General features: G+C 72.6%; 20 protein-coding genes and 4 pseudogenes. 11 read left to right on the forward strand and 13 right to left on the reverse strand.

Going from position 1 to position 25,843, the window contains the following annotated elements; all coding sequences use genetic code 11:
- Positions 1 to 559, forward strand: a pseudogene (locus tag ACIG3E_RS23890) (IS5/IS1182 family transposase); the annotation flags it as partial.
- Positions 560 to 580: 21 nt separating this feature from the next.
- On the opposite strand, the gene ACIG3E_RS23895 reads toward ACIG3E_RS23890, so the two are convergent.
- Positions 581 to 994 (reverse strand): winged helix-turn-helix transcriptional regulator, encoded by a 414-nt coding sequence (locus tag ACIG3E_RS23895; RefSeq protein WP_399619884.1) that lies wholly within the window; start codon positions 992 to 994, stop codon positions 581 to 583.
- 101 nt (positions 995 to 1,095) lie between these two features.
- Between ACIG3E_RS23895 and ACIG3E_RS23900 the strand changes: the two genes are divergently transcribed.
- On the forward strand, positions 1,096 to 1,947 hold the full coding sequence (locus ACIG3E_RS23900; protein WP_399620623.1) for an alpha/beta fold hydrolase: 852 nt from the start codon (positions 1,096 to 1,098) through the stop codon (positions 1,945 to 1,947).
- A 33-nt stretch (positions 1,948 to 1,980) separates the two neighbouring features.
- Here the strand turns inward: ACIG3E_RS23900 and ACIG3E_RS23905 are convergent, their stop codons facing one another.
- The 3 genes and pseudogenes from ACIG3E_RS23905 to ACIG3E_RS23915 all read right to left on the reverse strand — a co-directional run bounded on the left by ACIG3E_RS23905 (position 1,981) and on the right by ACIG3E_RS23915 (position 3,968).
- Positions 1,981 to 2,289, reverse strand: coding sequence for a hypothetical protein (locus ACIG3E_RS23905; protein WP_399619886.1), 309 nt, complete (start codon positions 2,287 to 2,289; stop codon positions 1,981 to 1,983).
- A gap of 245 nt (positions 2,290 to 2,534) precedes the next feature.
- Positions 2,535 to 2,976, reverse strand: a pseudogene (locus tag ACIG3E_RS23910) (hypothetical protein).
- A gap of 221 nt (positions 2,977 to 3,197) precedes the next feature.
- A complete protein-coding gene (locus tag ACIG3E_RS23915) occupies positions 3,198 to 3,968 on the reverse strand; it encodes a helix-turn-helix domain-containing protein (protein ID WP_399619889.1) in 771 nt (256 codons plus the stop codon).
- An 852-nt stretch (positions 3,969 to 4,820) separates the two neighbouring features.
- Between ACIG3E_RS23915 and ACIG3E_RS23920 the strand changes: the two genes are divergently transcribed.
- Positions 4,821 to 5,831, forward strand: coding sequence for a hypothetical protein (locus ACIG3E_RS23920; RefSeq protein WP_399619892.1), 1,011 nt, complete (start codon positions 4,821 to 4,823; stop codon positions 5,829 to 5,831).
- A 129-nt stretch (positions 5,832 to 5,960) separates the two neighbouring features.
- Here ACIG3E_RS23920 and ACIG3E_RS23925 read toward each other — a convergent pair whose 3' ends face one another.
- Positions 5,961 to 6,944 (reverse strand): alpha/beta hydrolase family protein, encoded by a 984-nt coding sequence (locus tag ACIG3E_RS23925; RefSeq protein ID WP_399619894.1) that lies wholly within the window; start codon positions 6,942 to 6,944, stop codon positions 5,961 to 5,963.
- The gene (locus ACIG3E_RS23930) at positions 6,941 to 7,861 is read right to left on the reverse strand and encodes a zinc-binding dehydrogenase (protein ID WP_399619897.1); all 921 of its coding nucleotides are present in this window, start codon (positions 7,859 to 7,861) and stop codon (positions 6,941 to 6,943) included. The genes ACIG3E_RS23925 and ACIG3E_RS23930 overlap by 4 nt, the downstream gene beginning before the upstream one ends.
- Before the next feature lie 90 nt (positions 7,862 to 7,951).
- On the opposite strand from ACIG3E_RS23930, the gene ACIG3E_RS23935 reads away from it, so the two are divergent.
- Positions 7,952 to 8,884 carry a LysR family transcriptional regulator gene (locus ACIG3E_RS23935; protein ID WP_399619900.1) on the forward strand — a complete coding sequence of 311 codons (933 nt, stop codon included), beginning with the start codon at positions 7,952 to 7,954 and terminating at the stop codon, positions 8,882 to 8,884.
- 42 nt (positions 8,885 to 8,926) lie between these two features.
- Here the strand turns inward: ACIG3E_RS23935 and ACIG3E_RS23940 are convergent, their stop codons facing one another.
- Positions 8,927 to 10,042 carry a serine hydrolase domain-containing protein gene (locus tag ACIG3E_RS23940; RefSeq protein ID WP_399619903.1) on the reverse strand — a complete coding sequence of 372 codons (1,116 nt, stop codon included), beginning with the start codon at positions 10,040 to 10,042 and terminating at the stop codon, positions 8,927 to 8,929.
- Positions 10,043 to 10,362: 320 nt separating this feature from the next.
- Between ACIG3E_RS23940 and ACIG3E_RS23945 the strand changes: the two genes are divergently transcribed.
- The 5 genes from ACIG3E_RS23945 (at position 10,363) to ACIG3E_RS23965 (ending at position 16,692) form a co-directional block, all read left to right on the forward strand.
- Positions 10,363 to 10,803 (forward strand): hypothetical protein, encoded by a 441-nt coding sequence (locus tag ACIG3E_RS23945; RefSeq protein ID WP_399619906.1) that lies wholly within the window; start codon positions 10,363 to 10,365, stop codon positions 10,801 to 10,803.
- Between the two features lie 144 nt (positions 10,804 to 10,947).
- Positions 10,948 to 11,586 carry a DUF6629 family protein gene (locus tag ACIG3E_RS23950; RefSeq protein ID WP_399619908.1) on the forward strand — a complete coding sequence of 213 codons (639 nt, stop codon included), beginning with the start codon at positions 10,948 to 10,950 and terminating at the stop codon, positions 11,584 to 11,586.
- Between the two features lie 168 nt (positions 11,587 to 11,754).
- Positions 11,755 to 11,934 carry a hypothetical protein gene (locus ACIG3E_RS23955; protein ID WP_399619911.1) on the forward strand — a complete coding sequence of 60 codons (180 nt, stop codon included), beginning with the start codon at positions 11,755 to 11,757 and terminating at the stop codon, positions 11,932 to 11,934.
- Between the two features lie 412 nt (positions 11,935 to 12,346).
- Positions 12,347 to 12,748: a hypothetical protein gene (locus tag ACIG3E_RS23960; RefSeq protein WP_399619914.1), complete on the forward strand. Its 402-nt coding sequence runs from the start codon at positions 12,347 to 12,349 to the stop codon at positions 12,746 to 12,748.
- A complete protein-coding gene (locus ACIG3E_RS23965; RefSeq protein WP_399619917.1) occupies positions 12,745 to 16,692 on the forward strand; it encodes a DNA-binding protein in 3,948 nt (1,315 codons plus the stop codon). The genes ACIG3E_RS23960 and ACIG3E_RS23965 overlap by 4 nt, the downstream gene beginning before the upstream one ends.
- Positions 16,693 to 17,089: 397 nt before the next feature.
- Here the strand turns inward: ACIG3E_RS23965 and ACIG3E_RS23970 are convergent, their stop codons facing one another.
- Positions 17,090 to 17,719 carry a TetR/AcrR family transcriptional regulator gene (locus tag ACIG3E_RS23970; RefSeq protein WP_399619919.1) on the reverse strand — a complete coding sequence of 210 codons (630 nt, stop codon included), beginning with the start codon at positions 17,717 to 17,719 and terminating at the stop codon, positions 17,090 to 17,092.
- 89 nt (positions 17,720 to 17,808) lie between these two features.
- Here ACIG3E_RS23970 and ACIG3E_RS23975 point away from each other — a divergent pair, with 89 nt between their 5' ends.
- Positions 17,809 to 18,228, forward strand: coding sequence for a DUF4345 domain-containing protein (locus ACIG3E_RS23975; protein ID WP_399619922.1), 420 nt, complete (start codon positions 17,809 to 17,811; stop codon positions 18,226 to 18,228).
- A 397-nt stretch (positions 18,229 to 18,625) separates the two neighbouring features.
- Here ACIG3E_RS23975 and ACIG3E_RS23980 read toward each other — a convergent pair.
- The 4 genes and pseudogenes from ACIG3E_RS23980 to ACIG3E_RS23995 form a co-directional block, all read right to left on the reverse strand.
- Positions 18,626 to 19,231, reverse strand: a pseudogene (locus tag ACIG3E_RS23980) (CBS domain-containing protein).
- Positions 19,232 to 19,893: 662 nt separating this feature from the next.
- A complete protein-coding gene (locus tag ACIG3E_RS23985) occupies positions 19,894 to 20,406 on the reverse strand; it encodes a flavodoxin domain-containing protein (protein WP_399619925.1) in 513 nt (170 codons plus the stop codon).
- 13 nt (positions 20,407 to 20,419) lie between these two features.
- Positions 20,420 to 21,151, reverse strand: a complete 732-nt coding sequence (locus ACIG3E_RS23990) for a CBS domain-containing protein (RefSeq protein WP_399619927.1) — start codon at positions 21,149 to 21,151, stop codon at positions 20,420 to 20,422.
- Between the two features lie 32 nt (positions 21,152 to 21,183).
- Positions 21,184 to 23,954, reverse strand: a pseudogene (locus ACIG3E_RS23995) (GNAT family N-acetyltransferase).
- Positions 23,955 to 24,242: 288 nt separating this feature from the next.
- Here ACIG3E_RS23995 and ACIG3E_RS24000 point away from each other — a divergent pair.
- On the forward strand, positions 24,243 to 25,139 hold the full coding sequence (locus ACIG3E_RS24000) for a universal stress protein (protein WP_399619930.1): 897 nt from the start codon (positions 24,243 to 24,245) through the stop codon (positions 25,137 to 25,139).
- Between the two features lie 48 nt (positions 25,140 to 25,187).
- Here the strand turns inward: ACIG3E_RS24000 and ACIG3E_RS24005 are convergent, their stop codons facing one another.
- The gene (locus ACIG3E_RS24005; RefSeq protein ID WP_399619933.1) at positions 25,188 to 25,490 is read right to left on the reverse strand and encodes a hypothetical protein; all 303 of its coding nucleotides are present in this window, start codon (positions 25,488 to 25,490) and stop codon (positions 25,188 to 25,190) included.
- Positions 25,491 to 25,843: the final 353 nt, after the last annotated feature.

Genomic DNA, 25,843 nt, shown 5'->3' on the forward strand with positions numbered 1-25,843 from the left:
GACCACAACGGCAGCCGACCGACAGCACACGCTCCAGAATCCAGACCGGCATTCCGCGGCGCGACGCGCCCGACGAGTACAGGACGTGGGGACAGCTCTACGAACGGCACCGCCGCTGGCAGCGGAACGGCACCTGGCGCCAGGTTTTCACCCGGCTCCAGTCCCCGGCAGCAGGACGGCGAGGAAACCACCGCAGTTCGAACTCGTGCTGGCAAAGGCCCGCGTTCCCCGCATCAAGCCGGGCCAGCCACGCATCCGCCCCGACCGCGCGAGGGCCGACAAGGCCTACGCCTCCCGCAGAAACCACGCCTACCTGCGCCGCCGCGGGATCCACCGCACTATCCCGGGCAAGGCCGCCCCGGCCCGCAACCGCGACGAACTTGGTTCCCACGGCGGCCGACTTCCGAGGTTTACCCCGGGGGATCACAAAACCCGCCACGCGGTCGAGTGCGCCATCAATCGCCCCACAAGGCACCGCGTCGTGGCCACAAGGTACGACAAGCTCGCGGGCCGCTACGAGGCGACCGTCCTTATCGCGGCCATCAACGAGTGGCTGTGATGGGCATGTTCGATCCACGCCCTAGTCGGGGGGTGACTCGTCGGCGAGCTGGTTGCTGCGGTCGATCTCCGGCATGTGCGTCTCGGCCCAGACCCGCAGGGCGGAGAGCGGCCCTTCGAGGGACAGGCCGAGTTCGGTGAGCCGGTAGTGGACGGCGGGCGGCACGGTCGGTTCCACACGGCGCATGACCAGGCCGTCGCGGACGAGGCTCTGCAGGGTGACGGACAGCATCTTCTGTGAGATGCCCGGGATACGGCGCCGCAGTTCCGCGAAGCGCAGCTCACCCGGAGCCTCCTCGGCCAGCACCTTGACCGTCATCGACGTCCATTTGGTGCCGATGCGGTCGAGTAGCTGGCGGGTCGGGCAGAGCGGATCCAGCAGGTCCCCGCGCGCACCGGGTCGCTGGTCACGTCCGCCGGGCCTCGACGTGGTCACCTGGGGCTCACCACCTGAAGGGAAAGTGCCGTCTTGGAGGAACCAGGTTAGTTCCCTAACGTGACGTGGTCACCATTCCTCACCACACCTGGAGCCTCTCCATGCCCGAGCTGCGGCGCGTGCCTGTCAACGGTGTCGAACTGAACGTCGCCCTCGCCGGATCGGGCCCGGCCGTCCTGCTACTGCACGGCTTCCCGCACACCTGGGAGCTCTGGACGGACGTCATGGCCGGTCTGTCGGGCTGCTACCGCGTCATCGCGCCGGACCTGCGCGGATTCGGCGCGAGCAGCCCAGCCGCCTCCGGATACGACGCGAGAACCCTGGCCGAGGACGCCGCGGCGCTTCTCACCACACTCGGCGTGTCCTCGGCCGCGGTGGTGGGCATCGACGCGAGCACCGCGCCAGCCTTCCTCCTCGCCCTGCGCCACCCCGGTCTCGTCCGGCGCCTGGTCGTCATGGAGTCCCTTCTGGGCAGGCTGCCCGGCGCCGAGGAATTCCTCGCCGACGGGCCGCCGTGGTGGTTCGGCTTCCATGCCGCCGCGCCTGGCCTTGCCGAGACCGTGCTGGAGGGCCACGAGGCCGCCTACGTCGACTGGTTCCTGCACGTCGGCACGCTCGGCGACGGGGTGCGCCCCGCCCTCCGGGATGCCTTCGTCCGCGCATACACCGGCCGCCAGGCATTGAGCCGCGCACTCTCGTACTACCGGGCCCTGCCCGAGAGCGCAGTACAGATCGAGCAGGCCCTCGCCACTGCCCGCCTGACGGTGCCAACGATGGCGATCGGCGCCCGGCCCGTCGGTGCGGCACTGGAACGCCAACTCCGCCCCATCACCGACGATCTCACCGGGCACGTCATCGAAGACTGCGGCCACATCATCCCCCTGCACCGCCCCCGCGCCCTGCTCACGCTCCTGCGCCCATTCCTGGCCGGTGAGGACGCGGAGGCAACGTGACCGGGTCCGAGGGGCTGAGTTTCGATAGAGGCCCTACGGACTCTGGGACGTGCCGCGGGCTGAATCGGCCAGTCGCTCCGCGTCTGAGGTACCGGGTGCGGCGGGTCCGAGCACGAGCTGCTGTTCTGGTGCACCGGTGTAGCGGAAGGTGTCCCAGTCGAGGGTGAGTTCGCCGACGGTGGGGTGGGTAATGTGTTCGCTGCCGAAGTCCTGGTGCGCGACGCGGTACTTGGCCTGCCAGACCCGGAATCGCAGATCGGCGACGGCCAGCTCGCCACAAGAGCCGTGGGGGCTGGATCGGCCGGATTCGTCCCGGCCTCCATCCGCAGGTCCTCGACGCATGTCCGCGCCACGCCGTGCGAGCGTCCCAGCCCGTGATCGCCAGACTCGGTGAACATGCCGCCCAGTGGCTCCACCAACAGCAACCCACTGACGAACCACACCCACCTACAGCAAAACCGCGGTGACCGCCCACTCACGGCCAACGCCCGCTGAACAACCCCTTTGACCAGGCCTGCTCGCGTCGACAGCCCGTAGAAGGCGTCTGGGATTCCTCCCGCACGGGCGTGGCGGATCTCCCGTCACGGTCATGGTGCCTTTGAACAGGGTGCCTTGGAGAGGTGGCCTCGCTGTCGTATCGGCTGGACCACAGCGCGGAACTGCTTCCACTTCTTGACACACCGTTCGATCGCGTTCCGGCGACGGTACGGGGCCTTGTGTGAGGCAGGGGACGATCACCGGCCCGGCACTTCCGTCTGCGGTTGGCTCGCTGGTTGTCGGGCGGGGAGCGATGGACGCCGTCGCCGCGGGTAGGCGCGGTTGTCGCGGCTGGAATACGCCTTGTCGCCGCGGACACGGTCCGGACAGCTGCGCGACCGAGCCCGGCTCCCGTCGCCGGATCCCCTGCCGGGGGCGGTACGGTTCGGCCATGTCCGGCCACGGCACGCCGGTGCGGGCCCGGAACAGCACCGCATTGATCACTTCGCGATGATCGGCCCATTGCCCGCCGGGCTTGCCGTTGGCGGGCAGTAATGGCTCGGTCTCCTGCCCCTGTGTGTCCGTGAGTTCATGTCACCGTGCTACGAGAACCGGCTGCCCAGCACTGCTGCTGGGCGGGCTGGGCTCGCTCAGCGTGAAACTTCGGGAGGGTGGCTGCGGGCCCGCGCGGCGGCCAGGCCGTCGCTGGTGTTCGCGGTGATCAGCCGTGCTGCAACTCGATCCCGCGCTCGCCTGGGGCACGGTGTCGTTGGTCATGGCAGCGATGGCGGGCGCCGCGTGGGGCGTGTTCCGGGTGTGCGGTGGTTGAGTTGCCGCAGTGCGGCGCTGGTCATGTCCGCGGCTCGGCGTACGTTGTCGGCCAGGGCGGCCAGGCGTGGGGCGTCGAGCACGGAGGCGCCGACCGCGGCGATGATGGTCCCGTCGGGCGCGTACACGGGTGCGGCCGCGGTGTGCACGCCCAGCGTGTCGCTGTGGCCGACGGCCAGGCCCCGGTCGCGGGCCCGGGTCAGGAGCCGTTCCCATTCGCGTGCGGAGTACGGCGACGGCGGCTCTGTCCGGGGGGTGTCGATGGACATGATCTGTTCGGCGACCGATCCAGGCGGCAGCAGTGTGCCCGAGCCGCAGGGCAGGATCTCCTCGACCTCGCCGAGGATCCCGCACATGATCATGGTGCGGTCGGTCTCGGCCACGGTCAGGCCGATGCTGGTGCCCGGCGCGAGCGTGGCCAGCTGCCGCAGGGGATGGCCCGCGGCCATGCGCAGGGTGCGTGCGGAGGACTGCCAGGACTGGCCGAGCCGGAACATGCGCGAGCCCATCCGGTAGCGACCGGCCCGGCGGCGCACGGCACCGAGCGCCAAGAGCTGCTCCAGCAGTCGGTGCGCGGTCGCCTTGGGCAGGTTCGCACCGGCCGCCAGCTGCGTCAGACCGGCCTCCCCGACCCGGCTGAGCTCTTCCAGCAGCGCGAACGCGCCCTCTAGCACCCCGCGGCCGCCGCCCCCGGGCGCTGGTGACCTACTGTCCACTGCCGCTCACTCCTCCTCGGTAGGCCCCGGTGCTCCCCGCCGTGCCGGGCGACTCGGGCACGTGTCGGTCCGCTCAGCGGACCGAACCCTGGCCGTGCTGCTCGTGCTCGGAGACCCTCATTCACGCAAGGCCCGTGCGCTACATCAAGTGCACTCGACCAAATCCGGGGGAGCAACACTATGGAACGCACGTCGCTGTCGACGCAGGAGCACGGGAGCCCACACAACGCGCTGGCGCGCGACACCTCGTCGGCCTCACCTCACGCGCCGCCGCTACCACGGCGCCCGCGCCGTCCGCCCGCCGGTCAGGTCACCGGCACGTTCGCGGAACAAGCCCCAGTACACACTCGTCAAAGGCACCGAGCACCATGACGGGTTCGAGGCCCTGGTGAGGGCCGCGAGCAGGCCGTCCCCGGAGGGCGGCCTGGCCGGTGGAACAGCGGGCGACGCGTGCGACCGCCGTCGGCGAGCAGCGGTTCCGTGACCGGACTCCGCAGCCTGGCCCGCACGTCCGGCGTCGCTTAGCTGATCCAGTTACGGGGGGGCGCTCCCGGGCCCGGAACGCGCGGGCCCGGCGAGCCGCGCTCCCCCGGATGAAGTTTCTGCATGACAGCGGTCACTTGAGGGCCGAGACAGGCCTCGTGACCGGCGTACTCCGGGTGCGCGCGACGCGCAGTCACACGCAAAGCCCTCGGCGGCCATCAGCCAGAAGCCGTCGTGCGGCAGGAAGCGTCCGATCAAACGCACGTTTTCCTCGACCGCGTCAGCGTCGCTCGGCCCGAAGGCCCGAGGCGCCCTCAGGCGCCCAGGCGCCCCCCCATCCCCCCCCATCCCAGCCCTCAAGGAGGAGTCATGCCCACACCCACCCTCGCGAGAGGTCCACGCCCGGCGCCTAGCAGCAACAGCCTCGGCCGCCACGGACCGTTGCGGCTCGTCGTGTCGCTCGTCATCGCGACCTGCCTGGCCGTGCTCTTCGGTCCGGCCACGGCGTCCGCCGCGACGGGCACGTGGACCGACCAGCGTGCCTTCGGCGGCAGCACGAGCGCGAGTCCGGCGCTCGCCGAGTTCAACGGCCGCCTCTACGCGGTGTGGAAGGGCACGGGCGACGACCAGCGCATCTTCTACGCCTCCAGTCCCGACGGCAGTCACTGGACCGACCAGCGCACCGTCGGCGGCGCCACCAGCACCGCCGCCGCGCTCGCCGAGTTCAACGGCCGCCTCTATCTGGTCTGGAAGGGCATCGGTGACGACCAGCGCATCTTCTACGCCTCCACCGCCGACGGCACCCGCTGGACGGGGCAGAGCCCGCTGGTGGGCGGCACCAACACCAGTCCGGCGCTCGCCGAGTTCGGCGGCCGCCTGTACGTGATCTGGAAGGGCATCGGTGACGACCAGCGCGTCTTCTACGCGTCCTCCGCGAACGGCTCGGCCTGGTCGGACCAGCAGACGCTGCGTGACGCACGCACCGACAGGGCCCCCACGGCGACCGCGTTCGGCGGGCGGCTCTACGTGGCCTGGAAGGGCGCCGGTGAGGGGCGCGTCCACCACGCGACGAGCTCCGACGGCCTGGTGTGGGACCAGCGCGGCCCGCTCGGCGGCGTCGGCGGCACCAGCCACGGCCCCGCCCTGACGGTCTTCCACGACGCGCTCTTCGTGGCGTGGAAGGGGGCAGGCGACGACCAGCGCATCTTCTACAACGCCAGCGCGAACGGTCAGACCTTCGGCGACCAGGCCACGCTCGGCGGCGGCACGAGCAACGGCCCGGCGCTCGCGCCCTTCGACAACCGCCTGTACGCGGCGTGGAAGGGCCAGGGCGGCGACGGGCGCCTGTTCCTCTCCTCCAGCGCCGACGCCCGCCCCTGAGACGACCGTCTGTCCCTGCCCCTGCCACCACCTCGTGCGGCAGGGGCAACAGGCCCCTGATCCCCAGGTGACCACCTCCTTGGGTCGACCGCGTGGCGAGGCGCCTGTGACCAGGTCCTTTCCTCGCGTTCAGGCTCTCAGGCTGTCGGCCATGTGGTCGCTGAGCTGCGGCAGCCAGTCAGCCCGGGCGTTGCCGAGCAAGTGGTCGCCGTGCGGGACGGACAGGTAGGTGCCGCGCGGTGCAAGGCGGGCCAGGGGCTCGCCGTTGGTCACGCCGGGGATGACGTCCTGGCCGCCGTCCACGACCAGGAGCGGTGCCGCGATGCGGGGCGCCAGTGGGGCGAGGTCCACGTGACGTACGAACGCGCGGGCGGCGTCGGCACCTCCGGCTCGCTGGGCCATGAGGTCGCGTACGGGCGGGGGCAGTTCCCGCCACTCCAGGCGGAAGGGGCCGCTGACGGTGGCGACGGCTGCCACGCGCGGCTCCAGTGCCGCGGCCCGGGCGGCGAAGTAGCCGCCCAGGCTGAGGCCGACGAGACCGACGCGGGCGACGCCGAGGGCGTCGACGACTCGGCCCACGACCCGCTCGTAGTCCGGCACGAACGTCGTGGTGGCCGCGAGTACGCCCTGCCCGGGGCCGTCCATCGCGAACACCGCGAGGCCCCTGGCCAGCAGCGCGGACACCAGATCCAGGAACTCCTCCTTGGCCGAGTCCAGGCCGGGGACGACGACCACGGTTCCCAGCGCGTCGGCGGGGCCGCGCAGCCAGCCGGTGAAGCCCTCGCCGCTCACCCGCCGCACGCCGGGCTCCAGCACCGTGAGGGCCCGGCCCAGGGCCCGGTCCGCTTCTACGGCTGCCCGGTGCGCTTCCGCGTACGGCGCGAGGGTGGCCAGGTGGAACCACCGCACCGCGGTCAGTAGGTACTCCCCCGCCGAGAGGGACGACCCGGCACTGTCCGCGCGCTGGAGGTAGGCGTGCCCGGTACGCAGGAACGCGGGCCCCCAGTCGGTGGCGGAGGCGAGGTCCTCGGTGACGCGCCGGTATTCGTGCGGGTCCACGCCCGCGCCGGTGGCACGGGTCCACTGGGCGGCGGCGAACTCGGTGGCGCTCATCGTGCTCCTCCGATCAAGAGGACGGCCTTGCCGCGTATCCGGCGTTCTCGCAGGTCGACGAGGGTCTCGGCGGTGTGCGCCCAGTCGGCGGTGCGGCCGATCTCCGGGTGCAGTCGACCCTGTTCCACGAGGCGTACCAGTGCGGCGAGATCGGAGTCGTACGGGGCGCCGAAGTAGTGGAAGTGCTGGATCGTGGCGCGCTCGGGCCCGCTGAGGAGCTGGAAGAAGTCGAGGGTCACGGGGGTGCGACTCGCCTGGCCGAACCAGACGAGGGTGCCGCCCGGGCGTGTCTTCGACAGGGCCAGCGGCAGGTCGGGCCCACCCGTGGACTCCAGCACGACGTCGAACGGGCCCCGCGCCGCGGCGACCTCGTGCACGATCTGCGCGCCGAGTTCCGCGAGCCGCTCGCCACGCGGTGGCGTGGCCGTCACCGCGGTCAGCTCCGCTCCGGCCCCGATGGCCAACTCGGTGACGTAGTGGCCGACGCCACCGGAGGCGCCGGTCAGCAGCACCCGTCGACCGGCCAGGGAACCGGCCGTACGCAGCAGCCGCAGGGCGGTGATCCCGGCCAGCGGAAGGGCCGCGGCCCGTGCGCTGGTGATGCTGCCCGGGAGCGCCGCGAGCGAGTGCGTGGGCACGGCGGCGTACTCGGCCCAGCCGCCCTGTGCCGGATGCCCGACCACGCGGGCGCCGATGCCGGGTCCGGAGCCGTCGGCCGCCGCCTGGACGACGAGCCCTGCGACGTCCTTGCCGGGCAGCAGCCCCGACTTGGGGTGTTCGAGGAGGAAGGTCTCGCCCCGGTTGGGCGCGAACGCCTCGACCTTGACCAGTGCCTCACCGGGATCCGGCACGGGCTGGGGTACCTCGGCGAAGGCGACGGGGCGCGTCGCTTGCCCCGTGGGGATCAGTCTTTGCATGCCGACGATGCAACCCCCGCGGCCCCGCCGGAATCCAACAACGGCCGGGCGAAGACCGACAACCATTGGTTGTCACCTATGGTGAGAGCCATGGATCTCGACGTGGCGCAGGTACGTGCCTTCGTGCGCACCGCCGACGAACTGCACTTCGGGCGGGCGGCCGGGACGCTCTCCCTCTCCCAGCAGGCCCTGTCCAAGAGGATCGCGCGCCTTGAATCCCTGCTCGGCACCGAGCTGTTCCACCGCGGCGGCAGCGGCGTACGCCTCACCGAGGCCGGACAGCGCTTCCTCCCACCGGCCCGGCAGGCCGTCGCCGCGGCCGACGCCGCCGTCACGGCGGTGGTCGGCAAGGACCGTCCGCTGCGCGTGGACGTCTGGGGACACCTCTACGCGCCGATGCGGTCGCTGGCCCAGGTCGCCGGACGGGCCGGGGAACTGGCGCTGGGGCACGGGCGCGACCTGCCGTCGGTGACGGCGTCGCTGCTGCACGGCGACACCGACGCGGCCTTCGGCCGCGTCCACCCCCCGCTGCCCGACGGCCTCGCCCACCGCCTCGTCCGCCTCGAACCGGTCGACGCCGTCCTCAGCGCGGACCACCCCCTCGCGGCCGAACCGGCCCTGCGGCCGGACCAGTTGCGCGACAGCGTGCTGTGGGCGCCCGGCACCCTGGACCGGCTCGACTTCCTCCACCAGTTCGCCGTCCGGTTCGGCATCAGGGACACGGCCGCCAGCGTCAACCTGGGGCTCGCCCACTTCCTCGCCGAAGTGGCGCAAGAGCCACGACGCTTCTCACTGGTCCCCGCGGACGTGCCCCTGCCGGAGGTCCCCGGACTGCGCTCGGTTCCCCTCGTCGCACCCACGCCGCTGTACGCCTGGTCGCTGCTGTGGCGCACCGGCAACGGACACCCGGGCCTCGACGGGCTCGCCACCGCCTGCGCGGAGGAGGCGAGGCGGAGCAGGTGGCTGGAGTACGACCCGACCCGGGACTGGCTGCCCGAGCCGCCGCTTCGGTCCGCCGGGTGAGGACCACGAGTGAAAGCCACGGGTGAGGGCCATGGGTAAGGGTCAGTCGCAGAACGCCTCGTCGAGGAGCGCGTCGACGGCGTCGTCCGGGTCGCCGCGGAAGTCGGGCGTGAGCGCGACGGTGACCTGGCGGCGCCGGTCCTCGGTGGTGAACGACCAGGCCTGATAGGCCAGGGCGTCGCCGTCGTTGCCGTACACACGCACCCCGCACGAGGTGTCCTGCCAGCGCAGCCCCAGCCCGTACGTCTTGTCCTTGCGACCGGGGGTCTGCATGGCGTCGAGCAAGTGGCGCGGCAGGAGGCGCCCGCCGAGGAGCGCGGCCATGAACCGGTTGAGGTCGCTCGTCGTGGAGATCATCTCGCCGCCCGCGCCCAGCAGCGACGGATTCATCACGGTGAGGTCGACGAGCTGCCTTCCCGTGGCCCGCTGGATCGGTACGTAGCCGTGCGGGTGCGGCCCTCGAAGGCGCGGGGACGTCCCCGGCACCGAGGTGCCGCGCAACCGCAGGGGTCGGATGATCCGGCGCTCGATCTCCTCGCCGTACGGACGGCCGGTCACCTTCTCGATGATCTGGCCGAGCAGGAGGTAACCGGTGTTGGAGTACGCGTAGTCGGAGCCCGGGGGTTCGAACGTCGGCGGATCGGCGACCGCCCGCTGAATCAGCTCGGCCGCGGACCAGGTCCGCAGGCGGTTGTCCAGGAACTCCGGCGCCGGTGGCATCGGCAGCGCGCGGCGGTAGTCCGGCACCCCGCTCGTGTGGTTGAGCAGCTGCCGCACGGTGATCAGGTGACCGTTGGGGACGACACCGGGCAGCCACGTGCCGACCTTGTCGTCCAACTGCAGGCGGCCCTCGGCCACGAGTTGCAGGACGACGGTGGCCAGGAACGTCTTCGTGATGCTGCCCATCCGGAAGCGGCCGTGTGCCGGGACCGGTCGCGTCGTGCCCAGCTCGGAGACCCCACTGGTGCCGCGCCACACGCCGCCTTCGTCCCGTACCTCCATTAGCGCGCCCACCGCGCCCACCGCGGTGATCTCGTCCAGCCCTCTCTGCAACCCGGTGCGATCCGCTTCCCCCGGCACGGCGAGCGCCGCGGTCGGCGCCGCGAGCACCGCGACCGCCGTCGTCACCGTCACCAGCACCCTGTGTACGCGCTTCATCCCGGCCTCCCCATCAGCAGGACTGACTCGCATCCGTCCTCGGCGCAGGGCCCGTCCTGCGGTCGGCCCCGTGGGACATGAGCTTGCTGGAGCGGCCGTTCAGCCGCGATGGGGCTCGTCGCCGTATCCGGTCGGGGGCTACCCCCACCGCACTGCTGCGGCGCCCTCTGTGCCGGGTCCGCCAGGATCGTCCACACCGGTCGACGATTCGGGCCAGGGCCTGACCTGGCCTTAGGGTGGCGTTTCTGGCAGGACGCAGGTGTATGGGGGCGCGGTGCGGGGGGGTTCGGAGGGTGAGGGGCAGCCGGAGTCGGTTCTCCGTGGCCGTGGCGGTCGTGCTGTGGGTAACCGCTCTGGTCGCCTTCGCGATCCCGCTGCGGCACGCGCTCGTCGCCACGCAGGCCTATCGGGCCGGTTACTGGGCAACGATCACCGACGGGCGCGAGCTCGACGACTTCGCCTGGAAGGACCCGACCGGCCAGACCCTTCACGGGTCCGTCGAGGGCGTTCCCGAGGACGGCGTGTGGGACGAGGAGGGCGAGGGGACGAGTGACATCACCGGTGACCGCGTCTGGGTGTCACGGAACGGCGTTGCCCACATCAGCGAGTCGCCCGTCGAGAAGGACATGGTCGTCGGGTACGCAGGCGCGGGCGCCGTGGGTGGCATCGCCCTGCTGGTGCTGCGCGCCCGGTACGGGCGCCGCACGGAGGGACTGGAGCGGAACAACACCCCCTCTCTGTGGTCGCTCAAGGGAAGGTAACGGCCCGAACCGGAGTCGACGCCGCGCCGGAGTGACAGCAGATCGCTGGCGTCTTCGACGCGTGCCCCGGTCGACGGTGTGCGGTTGCCTGGGCAAGACCCCTGCACAGCCCTGGCGAGCCCGCCCTCACGTACCGTTGCCCCCATGTGCTGGAGCGCAACAGCCGACCTCGTCGCGGGTACGGGCATCACAGCCGTAGGAGTCGCCACCGTGGCCCGGGCGGCGCGACGCCCCCGCGATCTGCCCCTGGCCGCACTTCCCGTCCTCCTGGGGGCTCATCAGCTGATCGAGGCCGTCGTCTGGCACCACAACGGCGGGACCGGGGCCGCCACCACCACGTGGGCCGTCATCGCCCTGCCCCTGCTTCCGCTGTGGGTACCCGCAGCCGTCCTGTGCGCCGCGCCGCCCCGCGCCCGCCGCCGTCTGCTGATCCCCCTCGCCGCGGGGGTCGCAACAGCGGCAGTGCTCGCGTACGCGCTGGTCACTCGTACCGTGAGCGCCGAGATTCGCGGGCACACGGTCGGCTACGCCCTCGGCCTTTCCCACCCGGAGTTGACCGTCGCGGGCTACCTGCTCGCGACCATTGGCTCCCTGCTCGTCTCCGGTGACCGCGTCCTCACCCTCCTCGGGGTCCTGACCGGCATCGGGGCCGCGGTCTCCTTCGTCCTGTGGCGGCAGGAGTTCATCTCCACCTGGTGCGCTGCCGCCGCGGTGGCTTCGGTGCTGCTGTACCACTGGGCCGGGCAACGCCGCTCCGCCGCCCCCGTGGTGACGTTCCGCTGACCGGAACCGCGCTGGCTGCCTTCGGAGCCGTGGGGCAGGGTGAGGGTCCCTCGATGCACCGGAGGCCCAGGGAGGTCCGGTGCCGGGGTGAGTCTTTGGAATCCGTCCTGCGGGCGCTGGTGCGCGTGATCCGCGATGCCGGGGCCCGGCGGAGTGAAGGAGTCACACATGGACCTGAGACAGCCCAAGCCGGGGTCGCCGCGGGACAGCGGCGACACCGAGAACCCGGACCGGCGCGCCATGCTCATCACCGTGCTCAAGGCGACCGCGGGCGCGGCGGGCGCCACCGCCATGGCCGGGGCCGCCCACCGCAAGGCCGGTTTCGACTTCGTCCTGCCCTATCTGTAGACGGGCCTCGGTATCTGTAGACGGGCATCGCTGGCAAACCGTCCTGGCGCGGGCGCCGCGGGGCGCACCACTCACGCGGGTAGGCTGTGCGGATCGCCACGTCGGGCGGTACTTCGCGCGGGGCGCGGTGGTCCGCCGCACGGTGTCACCGCGGCGGACTCACAGGGCGCTCACGGCAGTCACCGTCGCCGCACACGGCCCGGTGCCCCCTCAAGCTCGCCTGTCACTGCCTTGCCACAGCCCTCGTGATGCGTCCCGGCAGCCCATCAGGAGACGGATGGCGGCGGCTGTCACACATTCGCCCGATTACTGTGTGTGATCTTCGCTCGAAGGCCAGGATGGCATCCACGGGAAGTTGGCTGGTTTCTTACCGGCCGATGGGGCGTGGAGGTGCCGGGTGGATCCGTTGGTGATGGCGGCAGGGACAGCGTTGGTGACGGCGATCGCCACCGACACGTGGCAGCAGGCGCGGGCCGGGGCGGTGGCCCTGTGGCAGCGGGTGCACCCGGAGCGGGCCGTGGCGATCGAGGCGGAACTGGACCGCGCACGGGCCGTGTTGCTAGCCGCCCGGCGGGACGGTGACGTACGGACCGAGGGCGCCCTGGCCGACGAGTGGAGGGGGAGGCTGGCTCAGCTGGTGGCCGCCGACCCGGACGCCCTGGCCGAGATACGACGGGTCCTGGAGCAGGTCTGGACGCCGCTGCTGCCTCCGTCCGAACGGCCCGCGGTGCGGCACATCACGATGCACGCCACCGCGACCCGTTCCGGGCGGGTGTACCAGGCAGGCGGCGACCAGCAGATCACGGGGCCATGACCGGGCCGGACAAGCCGGTCCTCGGCGGCGAGAGGACGGTGCTGCGCGCCCTGGCCTCCCGTCGAGCCCGGATCTACCAGGCCGGGCGGGACCTGCACATCGCGGAGCGCGACCTGCACCTGCACTACGAGGACGGTGTCCGCCGGGCCCGGCAGTCCACGTCGGACACCCGCGGCGGGGAGTGCCCCTACCCGGGCCTGGCAGCGTTCGCGGAGAGGCAGGCCGGGTGGTTCTTCGGCCGGGACCGGCTGACCGCCGAACTGCTCGTGCGCCTTGACGAACGGGTGCGCGCCGGAGGAGCGCTCGCCGTGGTCGCTCCGTCCGGCGCGGGCAAGTCCTCGCTGTTGCAGGCCGGTCTGCTGCCCGCGCTGGCTCGTGGAGCCCTGCCCGGGTCGGCGGGCTGGCCGCGGCTGCGGCTCACCCCTACCGCGCGTCCTCTGAGTGCCCTGGCCGCTCAGCTGGCGCGCGCCGCGGGCGTGAGCCCCGAGGCCGCGGCCGAGGCGGTGGCGGACGGTCCCCGGGCGTGTGTGGCGCTGGCGTGCGGCACCGCTGTGCGGGAGGGACAGGACGGCGGCGCGGATGACGGGGACGGCAGCCCGGACTCCGGCCGCGTACGACTCGTCGTCGTGGTCGACCAGTTGGAAGAACTCTTCACCGAGTGCGGCAGCGCGCAGGATCGCCAAGCCTTCCTCGACGTACTGAAGGGTCTGGCGCAGGCGGACTCCGCCGGTGCGGGCCCCGCAGGGCTGGTCGTGCTCGGGCTGCGGTCGGACTTCTACACGCCGTGCGCGAGTGACCCATGGCTGCGGTCCGTGCTGCAGAGCGGCCAGCTCGTCGTAGCGCCCATGACGGAATCCGAGCTGCGCCAGGCCATTGTCCTGCCGTCCCGGGAAGCAGGCCTGGACGTCGAGCCAGGCCTGGCGGAACTGCTGTTGCGTGATCTCGGCATGGCCACGCCCGCCCCCGCCGGTCCCGCAGCCCGCGCTGTCGACCCGGGCCCCGCCGCCCTCCCCGAAGGACACTGCCCTGCGCCCCCGGCCGCCGGCCGCTACGAGACGGGCCGACTTCCGCTGCTGGCCCACGCGTTGCGTGCCACCTGGCAGCAACGGCACGGCCATCTCCTCACCGTGGAGGGCTATCGGGCCACCGGCGGCATCGACCGCGCCGTCGCCACCGCCGCCGATCGCGCCCTGGCCACGCTGGACGAGTCGGGGCAAGCCACCGCGCGGCAGCTGCTGCTGCGTCTGGTGCACATCGGCGACGGCACCGAGGACACCCGGCGCAGGACGCACCGCGACCGGCTGCTCGCCGAGCTGCCCGACCCCGAGCTGGCCGCGCGGGTCCTGGCCGTGTTCTCCACTGACGACGCCCGGCTGGTCACCGTCGGCCAGGACGGCGTCGAGATCACCCATGAGGCCCTGCTGCGCGCCTGGCCCCGGCTGCGCGCATGGATCGACACCGACCGCGCCGGGCTCCTCGTCCACCAGCAGCTGACGCAGAGCGCGTACACGTGGGAGAGCGACGGACGCGACCCGGCCTGTCTGTACACGGGCAGTCGCCTCGCCCTGGCCCGCGACTGGGCCGAGCGGGACGCGCACCGAGCCGGGCTCGGGCCGCTCGCCCGGGCCTTCCTCGACGCCAGCGTCCAGCAGCACACCGCGGAACTGCGCGCCGCCCGCCGCCGTGCCCTCCGGCGTACCCAGCTCACTGTCCTGCTGGTCGTCCTGCTCGCCATGACCCTGATCGGCGGGGGCCTCGCCTTCCAGCAGTGGCAGGAGGCGCGGGGCCAGAAGCGTGACGCCGCCGCCCGGAACCTGCTGTTCCAGGCCGAGTCGCTCCGCACCAAGCAGGCGGGCGACTCCTTGCTCCTCGGCATCGCCGCGGCGCGCACCACCACGGACCCTCGCACACGGGCCAGCCTGGTGACGACGCTGATGGGAACCCACTACCGGGGCACCCTCCCCCGGCATCGCGGTGGGGTCTCCGGTGTGGCCTACCACCCCCGGCAGCCCGACGTCATGGCCACCAGCGCCGACCGGACCGCCCAGCTGTGGAACGTCGCCGACCCGGCCAGACCGCGCCGCCTCGCCACGCTCGCCGGACACAGCGCGGGGGTCAACACCCTCGCCTTCAGCCGCGACGGGACACTCCTGGCCCTGGGCAGCTGGGACGGGACCGCGTCCCTGTGGGACGTCACCGCCCCCGGACGGCCCCGGCTGCTGGCCGTACTGCGCGGACACAGCGAGCCGGTGTTCGCGGTGGCGTTCAGCCCCGACAGCCGCACCCTGGCCGTCGGGAGCTGGGACAAGACGGTGTCCCTGTGGGACATCACCGATCGGGCCAGTCCACGCCGTCTGGTCCTCCTCCCCCACCGCGACACCGTCTCCGCGGTCGCCTTCAGCGCGGACGGGCGCACTCTGGCCACCGGGGGCGAGAGCCGCAAGACGACCCTGTGGGACGTCCGCCGACCGGCCCGCACACGCCGCGTGGCCACGCTCACCGGCCACACCAGCACCGTGTGGGCGGTGGCGTTCAGCCCCGACGGACGCGTCCTCGCCACCGCGAGTGCAGACAGGACCGTGATCCTCTGGGACGTCCGCGAACCCGGGCATCCGCGCGAACTGGGTACGCTCGCCGGTCACGGCAACTCGGTCAGGGCGGTGGCGTTCAGCCCGGACGGACACACCGTGGCCACGGGCAGCTGGGACAGTACGGCCGCACTGTGGGACGTCACCGACGCCGCGCACCCCGTCCGCCTCGACGTCCTCGCCGGGCATTCCCGCGCGGTGGAGGCCGTCGCGTTCCATCCCGACGGGCGGAGCCTGGCCACCGGAGGCGCGGACCGCTCTGTGGTCCAGTGGGATGCCGTGGCGTCGGCTCCTCCGCGTCGGCTGACCTCCCTGCCCGGTCCCGCCGGGGCCGGGCGAGGCGTGGCGCTGAGCTCGGACGGGCGCACGGCCGTCACGACCGACGGCAGCGCCAGCAGCAGAGCCACGCTGTGGGACCTCACCGACCGGGCACGCCCCCGGCGGCTGGCTTCCCTGGCCGGGCACACGGCCGCTGTCGGCTCGGTCGTGATCAGCCGGGACGGTCGGAGGGTGCTGACCGGGAGCACCGACGACACCGCGATCCTGTGGGACATCCACAACCGCCGTCGCCCCCGTCAGCTGGCGTCCTTGAGGGGTCACACCAACGACGTGTACGCGGTGGCCCTCAGCCCCGACGGTCACACCGCGCTCACCGGCAGCACGGACTCCACAGCCCTGCTGTGGGACCTCAACGATCCGCTGCGCCCCCGTCAGCTCGCCACGCTCAGCGCCCACGGCAACTGGGTCAACGGGGTGGCGTTCAGCCCCGACGGCCGTCTCGCGGTCACCGCGGGCGGCGACGGCAGGGCGATCCTGTGGGATGTCACCCGCCCGGCGCGGCCTCGGCGCCTGGGGGCGGCGGTCCACCCCAGCGGCGCGCTGTACCAGGCGGTCTTCAGTCCGGACGGCCGCAAGCTCGCCACAGCGGGTGACAACTCCACCGCGGTGCTGTGGGACATCGCCGACCCCGGCCGGGTCCGGCGTCTGGCGACGCTGAGGGCTCACGCCAGCTCCGTGTTCACCGCGGCGTTCAGCCCCGACGGACGCGTCCTGGCCACCGGCAGCTGGGACAAGACCACGAGTCTGTGGGACATCAGCAACCCCGCCGCGTCCGAGCAACTGACCGTCCTTACAGGCCAGTCCAAGGGCATCGGCGCGGTGGCGTGGAGCCGGGGGCGCCACCTCCTGGTGACGGCCAGCCACGATGGGTCCACCCTGCTGTGGGACGTCAGCGAACTGACCGACGTGGTCGCGGACCCCGTCCGGCGCGCCTGCACGATCACCGACCGCGGCCTCAGCCGCGAGGAATGGGCCGTCCGCGCCAAGGGCCTTCCCTACCGGCGTACGTGTGGCTGACCCGGAGCGCGAGGAGTTGGGGCGGGCCCCGCGGGGACGGGCTTCAGGGGGAGGAATCCTTCAGGAGGTCGAAGGTGAGGCCGCTGGAGCGTTCGCCGTGGCCGGTGGCGCGGTGGGCCGAGAGCCAGACGACGACGCGGCCGTCGCGCCACCGGGTCCTGCTGAAGGCGACGGTGACCCGGGTTCCGGTGCGCGTGCTCGGTGTTGTTGGCCGGGGTGCCCTGGGGCAGCAGCCCCTCCCGCCTCACCTGCCCGACTCGGCCGTGCGCCCGCGCGGCCTGGACCGGCGTTCCAGCGTCTGTTGTCCCGCGACCCGGTAGAACTCGTAGACCCGGTCGATGAACTCACCTCGCCCCCCGGGGCGCGCACGCCCCGCCGCCGCCCCCGCACGAGTTCGTCAGTCGTCCCCGCCGGAGCCGCGCCCCGGCCAGTCGGGGGCGGGGTCCTCGGCCAGCAGGGGCCGCAGGGCCCCGAGGACCGCGCCGACGCAGACGTCGCGCAACTGGGTGCGGGTGCACGTCTCATGGGTGAGCCAGTCGACGCAGAGGACCTGGACGAAGACCAGCCAGCTCTTCAGGACGCTGGAGACGGCCTCGCGGGCGCCCTCGTCCGCGAGGGGGAGGACGTCCAGGAGCCGCGCGCGGAGGGCGTCCAGCTCGTTCGCCATGATCGTCTGGATCACCGGGTCGCCCGCGAGGACCCGGTTCGCCGCGAGGACGGCGTGGCGATTGGCCACGAAGTAGTCGAGGTGGACGTCCATCCCCTGGACGAGCTGTTCCACCAGGGAGTCGGCGCGGTCCAGCCGCGTCCGCGCGAGCAGCTGGTCCGCCGCCTGCTGGTAGACGGCCGCGAAGAGGGCGTGCTTGCTGGGGAAGTGCCGGTAGAGCAAGGCCCGGGAGACCCCGGCCTCTTCCGCCACCTCCTCCATCAGCACCTCGGCGTACGGGCGGGCGGCGAAGAGCCGTGCGCCGACGGCGAGGAGTTGGGCGCGGCGGTCCGCGGGGGCGAGGCGCTGGCGGGGCGTCATGAGGAAAGGTTAGTTGACACACGTCTACTCACGCGCCACCTTAGTAGACGCGTGTCAACTACGCTCCGCCGGGATATCTGGGAGAGATCGTGGCCAAAGCTCTGCGCACACTCATACTTCTGATGGGCTGGGCCTGCGTGGCAATTGGCCTGTTCCACGTGGCGCTCGGCAACGCGGCGCTCCCCGGGGCCGGTTCAGCGGGTGCGACGGTCGACAGCTGGGGCCGCTTCATGGGAGCCATTTTCGTCGGCTACGGACTGGCCTGGATCTGGGCCGCGCGACAGCGCCCGATCCCGGCCCAGGCGGTGCGGTGGCTGGCCGGTGTCTTCCTGCTGGGAGGCGTGGCCCGGCTGCTGTCGCTCGCCGTGCACGGCTGGCCGCACTGGTTCCAGATCGTGCTGGCGGCGATCGAGCTCGGCCTGCCGCCGGTCTTCTTCTGGCTGGCCGGGGCGGAGGAGAAGGGCGGCGCCCGCGCGGCGACGCGGAGGCCGGTCCCGGAGAGCGCGTGAGCTGAGCGAACTCACGCGCAGGCGGGCCCGCCCACGTCCGCCCGAAGACCCCGCCGCAGGCGGCTGGGTTCCGCCTACGCGGCCACCTATTCGTCCGCGGATGGCCCCCTCCTGGAGGGGCTACCCTCCTTCGCCCCATCAAGGCGACGCACCTTCCACTCGATCAGCCCCGGCGCCGAGCCGCGGCCTCGGCGGCAGCGCCCCTCCGACACCGACCACCAGCTGCCGAACCCAACTCCCTGCCCGGGCGACGTTCCCACCGCCGGGCCCATGCGTCCATGGTGCTCCCGGCCGGGATCACCGCTGCCGCCTGATCCACCGGGGCGGGTGGCGACACGGCCCGCCGCGTCCGAGGGGCGGGGAGTTAGCCCCCGGACGCGGCGTTCGTCGAGGTACCTCACGGGCGGGACAGGTCGAGGCGGATGTCGACGACGCCCTCGACCGCACGGGCGGCCCGGGCGAGCACGGGGACGAGCGCCTTGTCTCGCAGGGTGCCCCCGAGCGTGACGACGCCCTGCTGCACGCGGACCTCGATCCCGGCAGAGGACGGCAGAGGGGCGAGGATGCCGCCTCGGATCTCCTCGGCGATCTCCTCGTCCTCGCGCAGGAAGACCTTGAGCAGGTCGCTGCGGCTCACCATGCCTTGCAACAGCCCGGAGCTGTCGACGACGGGCAGTCGCTTGACACGTCGCCGTGCCATGATCCGGGCGGCTTCGGCGAGGGTGGCGTCGGCGTGGACGGTGACGGCGGGGCTCGACATCAGCTCGCCCGCGGTGACCGCTCCCGCCTTGGCCATGTCGGACAGGCGGTGCAGGACGTCGTAGCGAGCGGGGTCTGCATCGCGGAGCTCCTCCTTGGGCAGCAGGTCCGCTTCGGACACGACGCCGATGACACGGCCTTCGCCCTCCAGGACGGGCAGGGCGCTGATCTTCTACTCCTCGATGAGTTCGACGATCTCCTTGAACGGGGCGTCACGGCCGATGGCGATGGTCGTGTGGGTCATCACGTCGCTCACGCGGTACGGGGAGATCACGGGCGGTGGGTCGGTGCGCGGTGCGTCAGTCATCTGAGCCTCCGGTGGTGCGGGTGACGGCCAGGTCGAGGAAGTGGGTGAAGCGGATGTGCGGTGTTGGTTGCGAACCGTGCGTACGCACGGGTCCGTCAGTTCCGCGGAGGCCGGGTCGTCCGCGGCGAGCCCTTGGGACGCGGCGCGCCGCCGGTCGCATTCGATCGCGCCCCTGTTCCGCGCGGTAGGCGGCACGAGCAGGGTGGCGATGACGGTGTCGGCGTTGTCCGGCGTACGGTCCGCCACGAGACGCTGCGGCTGCTCCGGCCGACGACCGTGGTTCCCGGCACGTGGGCATGCGATGGAGGGGGACGTTGGCGAGGGACGCGGCCGCCGAGCAGTGCGAGGAGAGGGCGCCGGTTCGCTGCGGACGCAGGCCACGCTCGACGCCCGGATGCCGAGTGCGGGCCAGGCCGATCGCACTGTCGCCGACGGCGCGGCCCATCGCCATCAGAGCGGCGAGCCCGTCCCTGCGATCACTGCTGCGGCTCCACATGACGGCCATGGCCCCCTCCTCCACGGTGCGCGGTGCGTTGCGATGTCCCGGGCCCGGGACAGGGCCGTACCCGGGGTCCGGGTAGTGCCTCATCGGGCGCCGCTCAGCCCGGCGGGGCCGTCAGCGGCAGGAGCTCGCGCGCGACGTCCTCCGCCCAGGCGGACACCGCGTCGACGTCGCGGAAGTCGCCGCCCGTCCCGGACTTGACGATCATCCGCGCCAGGCGGCCCTCGGCCCGCTCGTCGAGCCGCCCGCCGAACGTCATGTGCCCACGGGCGCCGAGACGGCGTACCAGGCGCCGCACCGAGGGCGGCGGCGGAAGGTTCCGCTGCGCGGCCGAGGCGTCCAGCGGGCCGCTGCTGAACAGCCACAGCGGCAGCCGGGCCAGAGCCACGCGGTGGCGGCGCGCGAAGCGGCGGGCGTCGCGCTGCCACCGCCCGGCGTACAGCGCGCCGCCCAGGACCACCGCACCGTACGGCGCCAGGTCCCGTATCAAACCCGCGGACCGCACCTCGACGAGCAGTCCTTCCTCGCGCAACACGTCGCCGATCGTCCGAGCCAGTTCAGCGGTCGAACCGTAGGTCGATCCGTAGGTGACGAGGACCGTGCGTGGCATCGTGCCACCTCCCTCACAGCTTGCGCAGCCAGTCGTCGGCGACACCCTTGAGGGCCTCGTCGGTGGGCCGCAGATGGGAGTCGTCGTAGTGGTAGGTGAGTTTGTCGACGACATCGACGACGCCGTCGATCTGCTGGGTCATGCGCACGGCCACGGGCATCTCGCTACGGCGCTCCAGCTGTCCGCGCAGGGTCACCACGCCGTCGAGGACTTCCACCTCGATGGTCTGCGGGGCCAGCCACAGCGTGTCCACCAGGACCTGCTCGACGACCTCGCGGCGGATCTCGTCGTCGGGCCGCAGGAAGACCTGAAGCAGGTCCCTGCGGGTGACGATGCCCACGAGACGGTCCTCGTCGTCCACGACCGGCAACCGTTCGACGCGGTGTTTGGCCATGGCACGAGCGGCTTCGGCGATGGTGTCGTCGGCGTACACGGTGAGGGCCGGTTGCGACATCAGCAGCCCGGCGATGCGGGCGCGGGCCTTGAGCGTGCGTTGGCGCGCACCGGGCAGGAGTTTGCGCCACGGGATCGTGCGTGGAGGTGCGTTCGGATCCACGGCCTCCGCCTGGTGCACCATGAGGTCCGTCTCGGAGAGCACGCCGATGACGTGCCCGTCGGACTCCACCACCGGAAGGCCGCTGATGCGGTGGCAGGCCAGGAGTTGGGCCACTTCCTTGAACGGGGTGTTGTACGTCGCCGTGACGACGTCGCTCGTCATGACCGAGCCGACTTTGCTGTGCTTCATGTACGTTCGCCTCCTTGGCGCACCGCTCGGGCTCAGCGGAGTTGTCGCAGTTGTCGCAGGTAGGGGTCGTGGGAGTAGCGCGGCAGGAGCCGGATCCGCGCGTCCAGGGCGGTGATCCGCCCGGGCTGGGCGAGGACCGGGTTGAGGTCGGCCTCGGCGAGCTGCGGCAGGTCGCTCGCGAGCCGCGCGAGCCGCAGCAGCAGTTGCTCCAGGCCTTCGAGGTCGACCGGTCCGTCGCCGCCGCGCCCGAAGAGCAGCGGCGCGCAGCGCGGCGCGGTGATCAGGTCGTGCACATCGTGGTCGGTGAGCGGGGCGAGCCGGGCGGCGTGGTCGGCGAGCACCTCGGTGGCGGTGCCGCCGAGGCCGAAGAGGACCAGCGGCCCGAAGATCTCGTCCTGGACGACGCCCGCGAAGAGTTCGGTGCCGCGCGGTGCGAGCGGCTGGACGACCACGCCGGTCATCAGGTGCCCGAAGCGGGTCTCCAGGTCCCGGAAGGCGGCACGGACTTGGGAGTCGCCGCGCAGGTCGAGGTGGAGCGCGCGCTGCTCCGCCTTGTGCAGCAGGCCCGGCCAGTGTGCCTTGAGGACCACGAGTCCCCCCGGGCCCTTGAGCCGTTCGGCGGCCAGGACCGCGTCGTCCTCGGTCTCGGCCCAGGCCCAGGGCAGCTGGGGGATGCCGTAGCAGTCCAGGAGTTCGGCGCACTCGGCCGGGTCGAGCCAGCCGCCTTCGGGGTGCCGGTCGAGGTAGGCATCGACGGCCGCGCGGGCGCGGGGTGCGTCCACGTCGAGCTCGGGCACGGTGCCGGGGGGCCGGGCCAGCCACCGGCCGCGCTCGGCCGCGTGGGCCAGGGCGCGGGCGGCCGCCTGCGGCTCGGCGTACGCGGGGACGGTGCCGGTGGTGGCGGTCAGCAGGCGTACCGGCTGCTCCTGGTCGATGAGCACCGCGGCGACCGTCTTGTCACGACGCCGGTCCGGGGCGTGGGTGAGGGACCGGACCAGGACGTCGCCGGTCGCCGCGGCGACCGCGGTGGGCACGAGCACCACCAGGACCGCGTCGACGCACCCGCTGGCCGCGACGCGGTCGACGCAGGCGCGCAGCTGCTCCTCGCTGACGGCGGCGGTGGTGTCGACGGGGTTGGTGGCGCTCGCCCCCGTGGGGAGCACGCCGAGCACGTCGTCGATGAGGCACGTGTCGAGCGGCGGCAGGCTGAGTCCGGCCTCGGCGCACGCGTCGGCGGCCAGGACCCCGGCGCCGCCCGCGTTCGTGACCACCGCGACACGGCCTCCCCGCGGCAGCGGCTGGGAGTGCAACAGGGCCGCGGCTTCGAGCAGTTCGGAGACGGAGTCGGTCGCGGTGATCCCCGCCTGGGTGAACAGGGCCCGGCGCGTCATCGTCCGGCTGGCGGCCGCCGCGGTGTGGGACGCGGCCGCGGCGCGGCCCGCCTCGGTCCGGCCGGCGTCGACCGTCAGGATGGGCATCTTCCTGGTCACGCGCCGGGCCGTGCGGGAGAAGGCACGCGGATTGCCGAACGACTCCAGGTGCAGCAGCCCCAGGTCGGTGGTTCCGTCCTCCTCCCACCACTGCAGCAGGTCGTTGCCGCTCACGTCGTACTTGTCGCCGAGGGAGACGAAGCTCGACACGCCGACGCCCAGCCGGGCGAGGCCGCTGAGCAGCGCGATGCCCACGCCACCGGACGCACGGCCACTCCCGCCGTACCCGGGGCGGGGCGCGCGGCGGCGAAGGTGGCGTCCAGGGCGATGTCCGGCTCGGTGTTGGCCAGGCCCAGGCAGTTGGGGCCGACCAGGCGCATGCCGTGGACGCGGCAGGTGTCCAGCAGGGCCCGCGCCTGGGCGGCGTCCAGGCCGGAGGAGACGGTGAGCAGGGCGCGCACGCCGAACTTGCCGCACTCCTCGGCGACGTCCGGGACGCGGTCCGCGGGCACGGCGATGACAGCGAGGTCCGGGACCTGGGGCAGGGAGCCCACGTTGGGGTAGGCGTGGACGCCGAGGACCATGAGCGCGCGCGGGTTGACCGCGAACACCCGGCCCTGGAAGCCACCGGTGCGCAGCTTGCGCAGCACGGCCCGGCCCACCGAACCCGGTTTGCTGCCGGCCCCGACGACCACCACCGACTCCGGGCGCAGCAGGGGCCGCAGGCTCGCCACGTCGGCGGTGCGGCCGCGGGCCTCGACGGAGGTGAGATAGGCCTCGGTCTGGTCGAGTCGGACGACGCACCGCACCTCTCCGCCCTCGAAGCGGCGCGTGGTGCTCAGCCCGAGGTCCGCGAACACCTTCAGCACTTCGTGGTTGTCGGCGAGCGCGTCGGCGGTGAACGCGGTGATCCCCTCGGCACGGGCCGCGGACACCAGGTGCTCCAGCAGGAGGGTGCCCGCGCCCCGGTGGTGCCATTGGTCCGCGACGGCCAAGGCGATCTCGGCGGTGACGGGGCCCGATGTCGCGGTGTCCGCCCCGGTGGTCTCGTACTCGGCGATCCCGATCAGGTGATCCTCGTGCTCGGCGAGGAGCGCGCGATATCCGGAGCGGGAAGCTCCCGTGGAACCGGCGGGCGCGGTGCGCCTGCGCACGCGGGCCGCGGCCTGCGCGGCCGTGCGCTGGCTGGCCACGAAGAACCTGAACCGCAGGTACTCCGGGGAGATCGCCTCGTACAGGCGCAGCACCGCGTCGTGATCGTCCGGCCGTGAGCACCGGATGCGGATGGTGGTGCCGTCGGCGAGCAGGGCGTGCGTGACGCCGTCGGCCGTCGTGCGGGGTGCGGGTGAGCTGGGAGCGGTGCTGCCGGTCATCACGGACCTCGCGATTCGGTTCGATCGGTGGACGTCTCCAGCGTCCGGTCCGGCGGGCCCGCGGAGCAGTGGCCGGGCGGGCAGGGGCCCGGGCCGGGCGGCATCGGCGGGCGGGCCGAACGGCCCTCGGGGGCAGCGGTTCGCCGCGTTCGCCCTCGACCGCGAACGCGGGCAGGCAGCCGTGCGACCTGTGGCGGCCAGGGCCGGTCGGTCCACGCCGGGGGCCGGTACGCCCGTGCCCCTGTCGGTCGTGTCGCGCAACGCTTGCGGCACAAGGAGGTGAGGCAGATGCTTCGGTCGATCGTGGTGGGCCTGGACGGCTCACATGAGAGTGTCGCCGCCGCGGACTGGGCTGCCAGGGAAGCGTTGCGCCGGGGGCTGCCCTTGCGCATGGTGCACGCCGAAGAAGGGCTGCCCGGCACCGGGGAGCCGGTGAGCCTGCCCGAACTGAGCGCCCCTCAGTACTGGGCCCGACGCATCCTGCGGGGCACCGAGAGCCGACTGCGCCAGCGGTACCCGCAGGTGCCGGTGACCGCCGAGCAGATCCACCGGTCGCCTGTCCCGGCGCTGCTGGCCGAGGCCGAGGCCGCAGAGCTGCTGGTTCTCGGCAGTCAGGGATTCGGAGGTTTCAGCGGGCTCCTCGCCGGTTCGGTGGCGATGGCGGTGGTGGCCCATGCGGCGGCTCCCGTGGTCCTGGTGCGGGCGGGTTTCGACGCCGTGGCCGAGCACGTGCCCGAGGGTGCCGGGGCGGCCTCGGCGAGCACGCCGTACCGACCGGTCGTGGCGGCCCTCGACCTGAGCCACGCCTGTGACTCCGTGCTTTCCTTCGCCTTCGAGGCGGCCCGGCACCGTGCCGCACCGCTGCACGTCGTGCACGCCTGGCGACTGCCGAACACGCGCGGCGGCACCGACGGACAAGGGCATGTGCCGACGCAGCGGGATGCCGAGTGGGTGCTTGGCTCCGTGCTCGAACCGTGGCGGGACAAGTACTCCGGCCTGACCGTCCACGCGGCCGCGGACCAGGGCCGCCCGGTGCACGTGGTGCTGCACGCCGCGCGCGGCGCGGGGCTGCTGGTGCTGGGCCGTCAGGTGCGGCATGGCGGGGTGGGCGCCCATGTGGGGCGCGTCGCGCACATAGCCATTCGACAGGTGAGCTGCCCAGTGGCTGTGGCCGCCCACGGCTGAGCTTGACCGGGGAGCGCCGCCAGCGCTCGCGGCCCATCGGCACGGCGGCTACGGCAGGTCCCCGCCGACATCGTCGAGCATCTTGTTCTTGTCGAAGTCTCCGTTCTCGTCGACCCAGCCCGATTCGTCGAGGGCAGCATCGACGACGAGCGCGCTGAAGTCACCGTCCTTCACGCCTACGCACTCCTCGGGGCGTCCCTCGCCCCTCTCGGTGTGCGGCTCCTTCAAGGCTCGGGCGCAATCGTTCACGCGATCGTCGTAGGTCGGCTGAGTGAGCCAGAGGACGGCCCCGGTCAGGCCTCCGGCGACGGCCAGGACTCCGGCGGGGATGAGGATCGTCGAGCGGCGCATGAGTACCCCCGAAGGCTGTTGAAACCCCGGAGCGTAGCGCTGTGCTGGGTCTGATCGGCTGAGAACGTGGATGTCAGCTTCTCGCCGATCACAGGGGGCCTTTCCTGATCACGGTTGGCCTGATCCTCTCAACATCAAGGTGAGGCCGTTTCCGAATTCGTGCCCGTGGTGGGCCAGGTGGCATCCGGCCCACGGGCCGGACGGGCCGTCGGCGAGGATCCCGTACCTGGCGTGGCAGTGGAACCGTGTTCGACGCTGGCGGAGCCGCACGGGCAGGGCGACCAAGAGGACCACGTCGTACGCCCGCACGCGGCGGAGGGCCCCGGCCTCATCCGATCCGCGCGAATTCCCCG

Source organism: Streptomyces sp. NPDC053474 (genome assembly GCF_044544845.1).
Classification (GTDB): domain Bacteria; phylum Actinomycetota; class Actinomycetes; order Streptomycetales; family Streptomycetaceae; genus Streptomyces.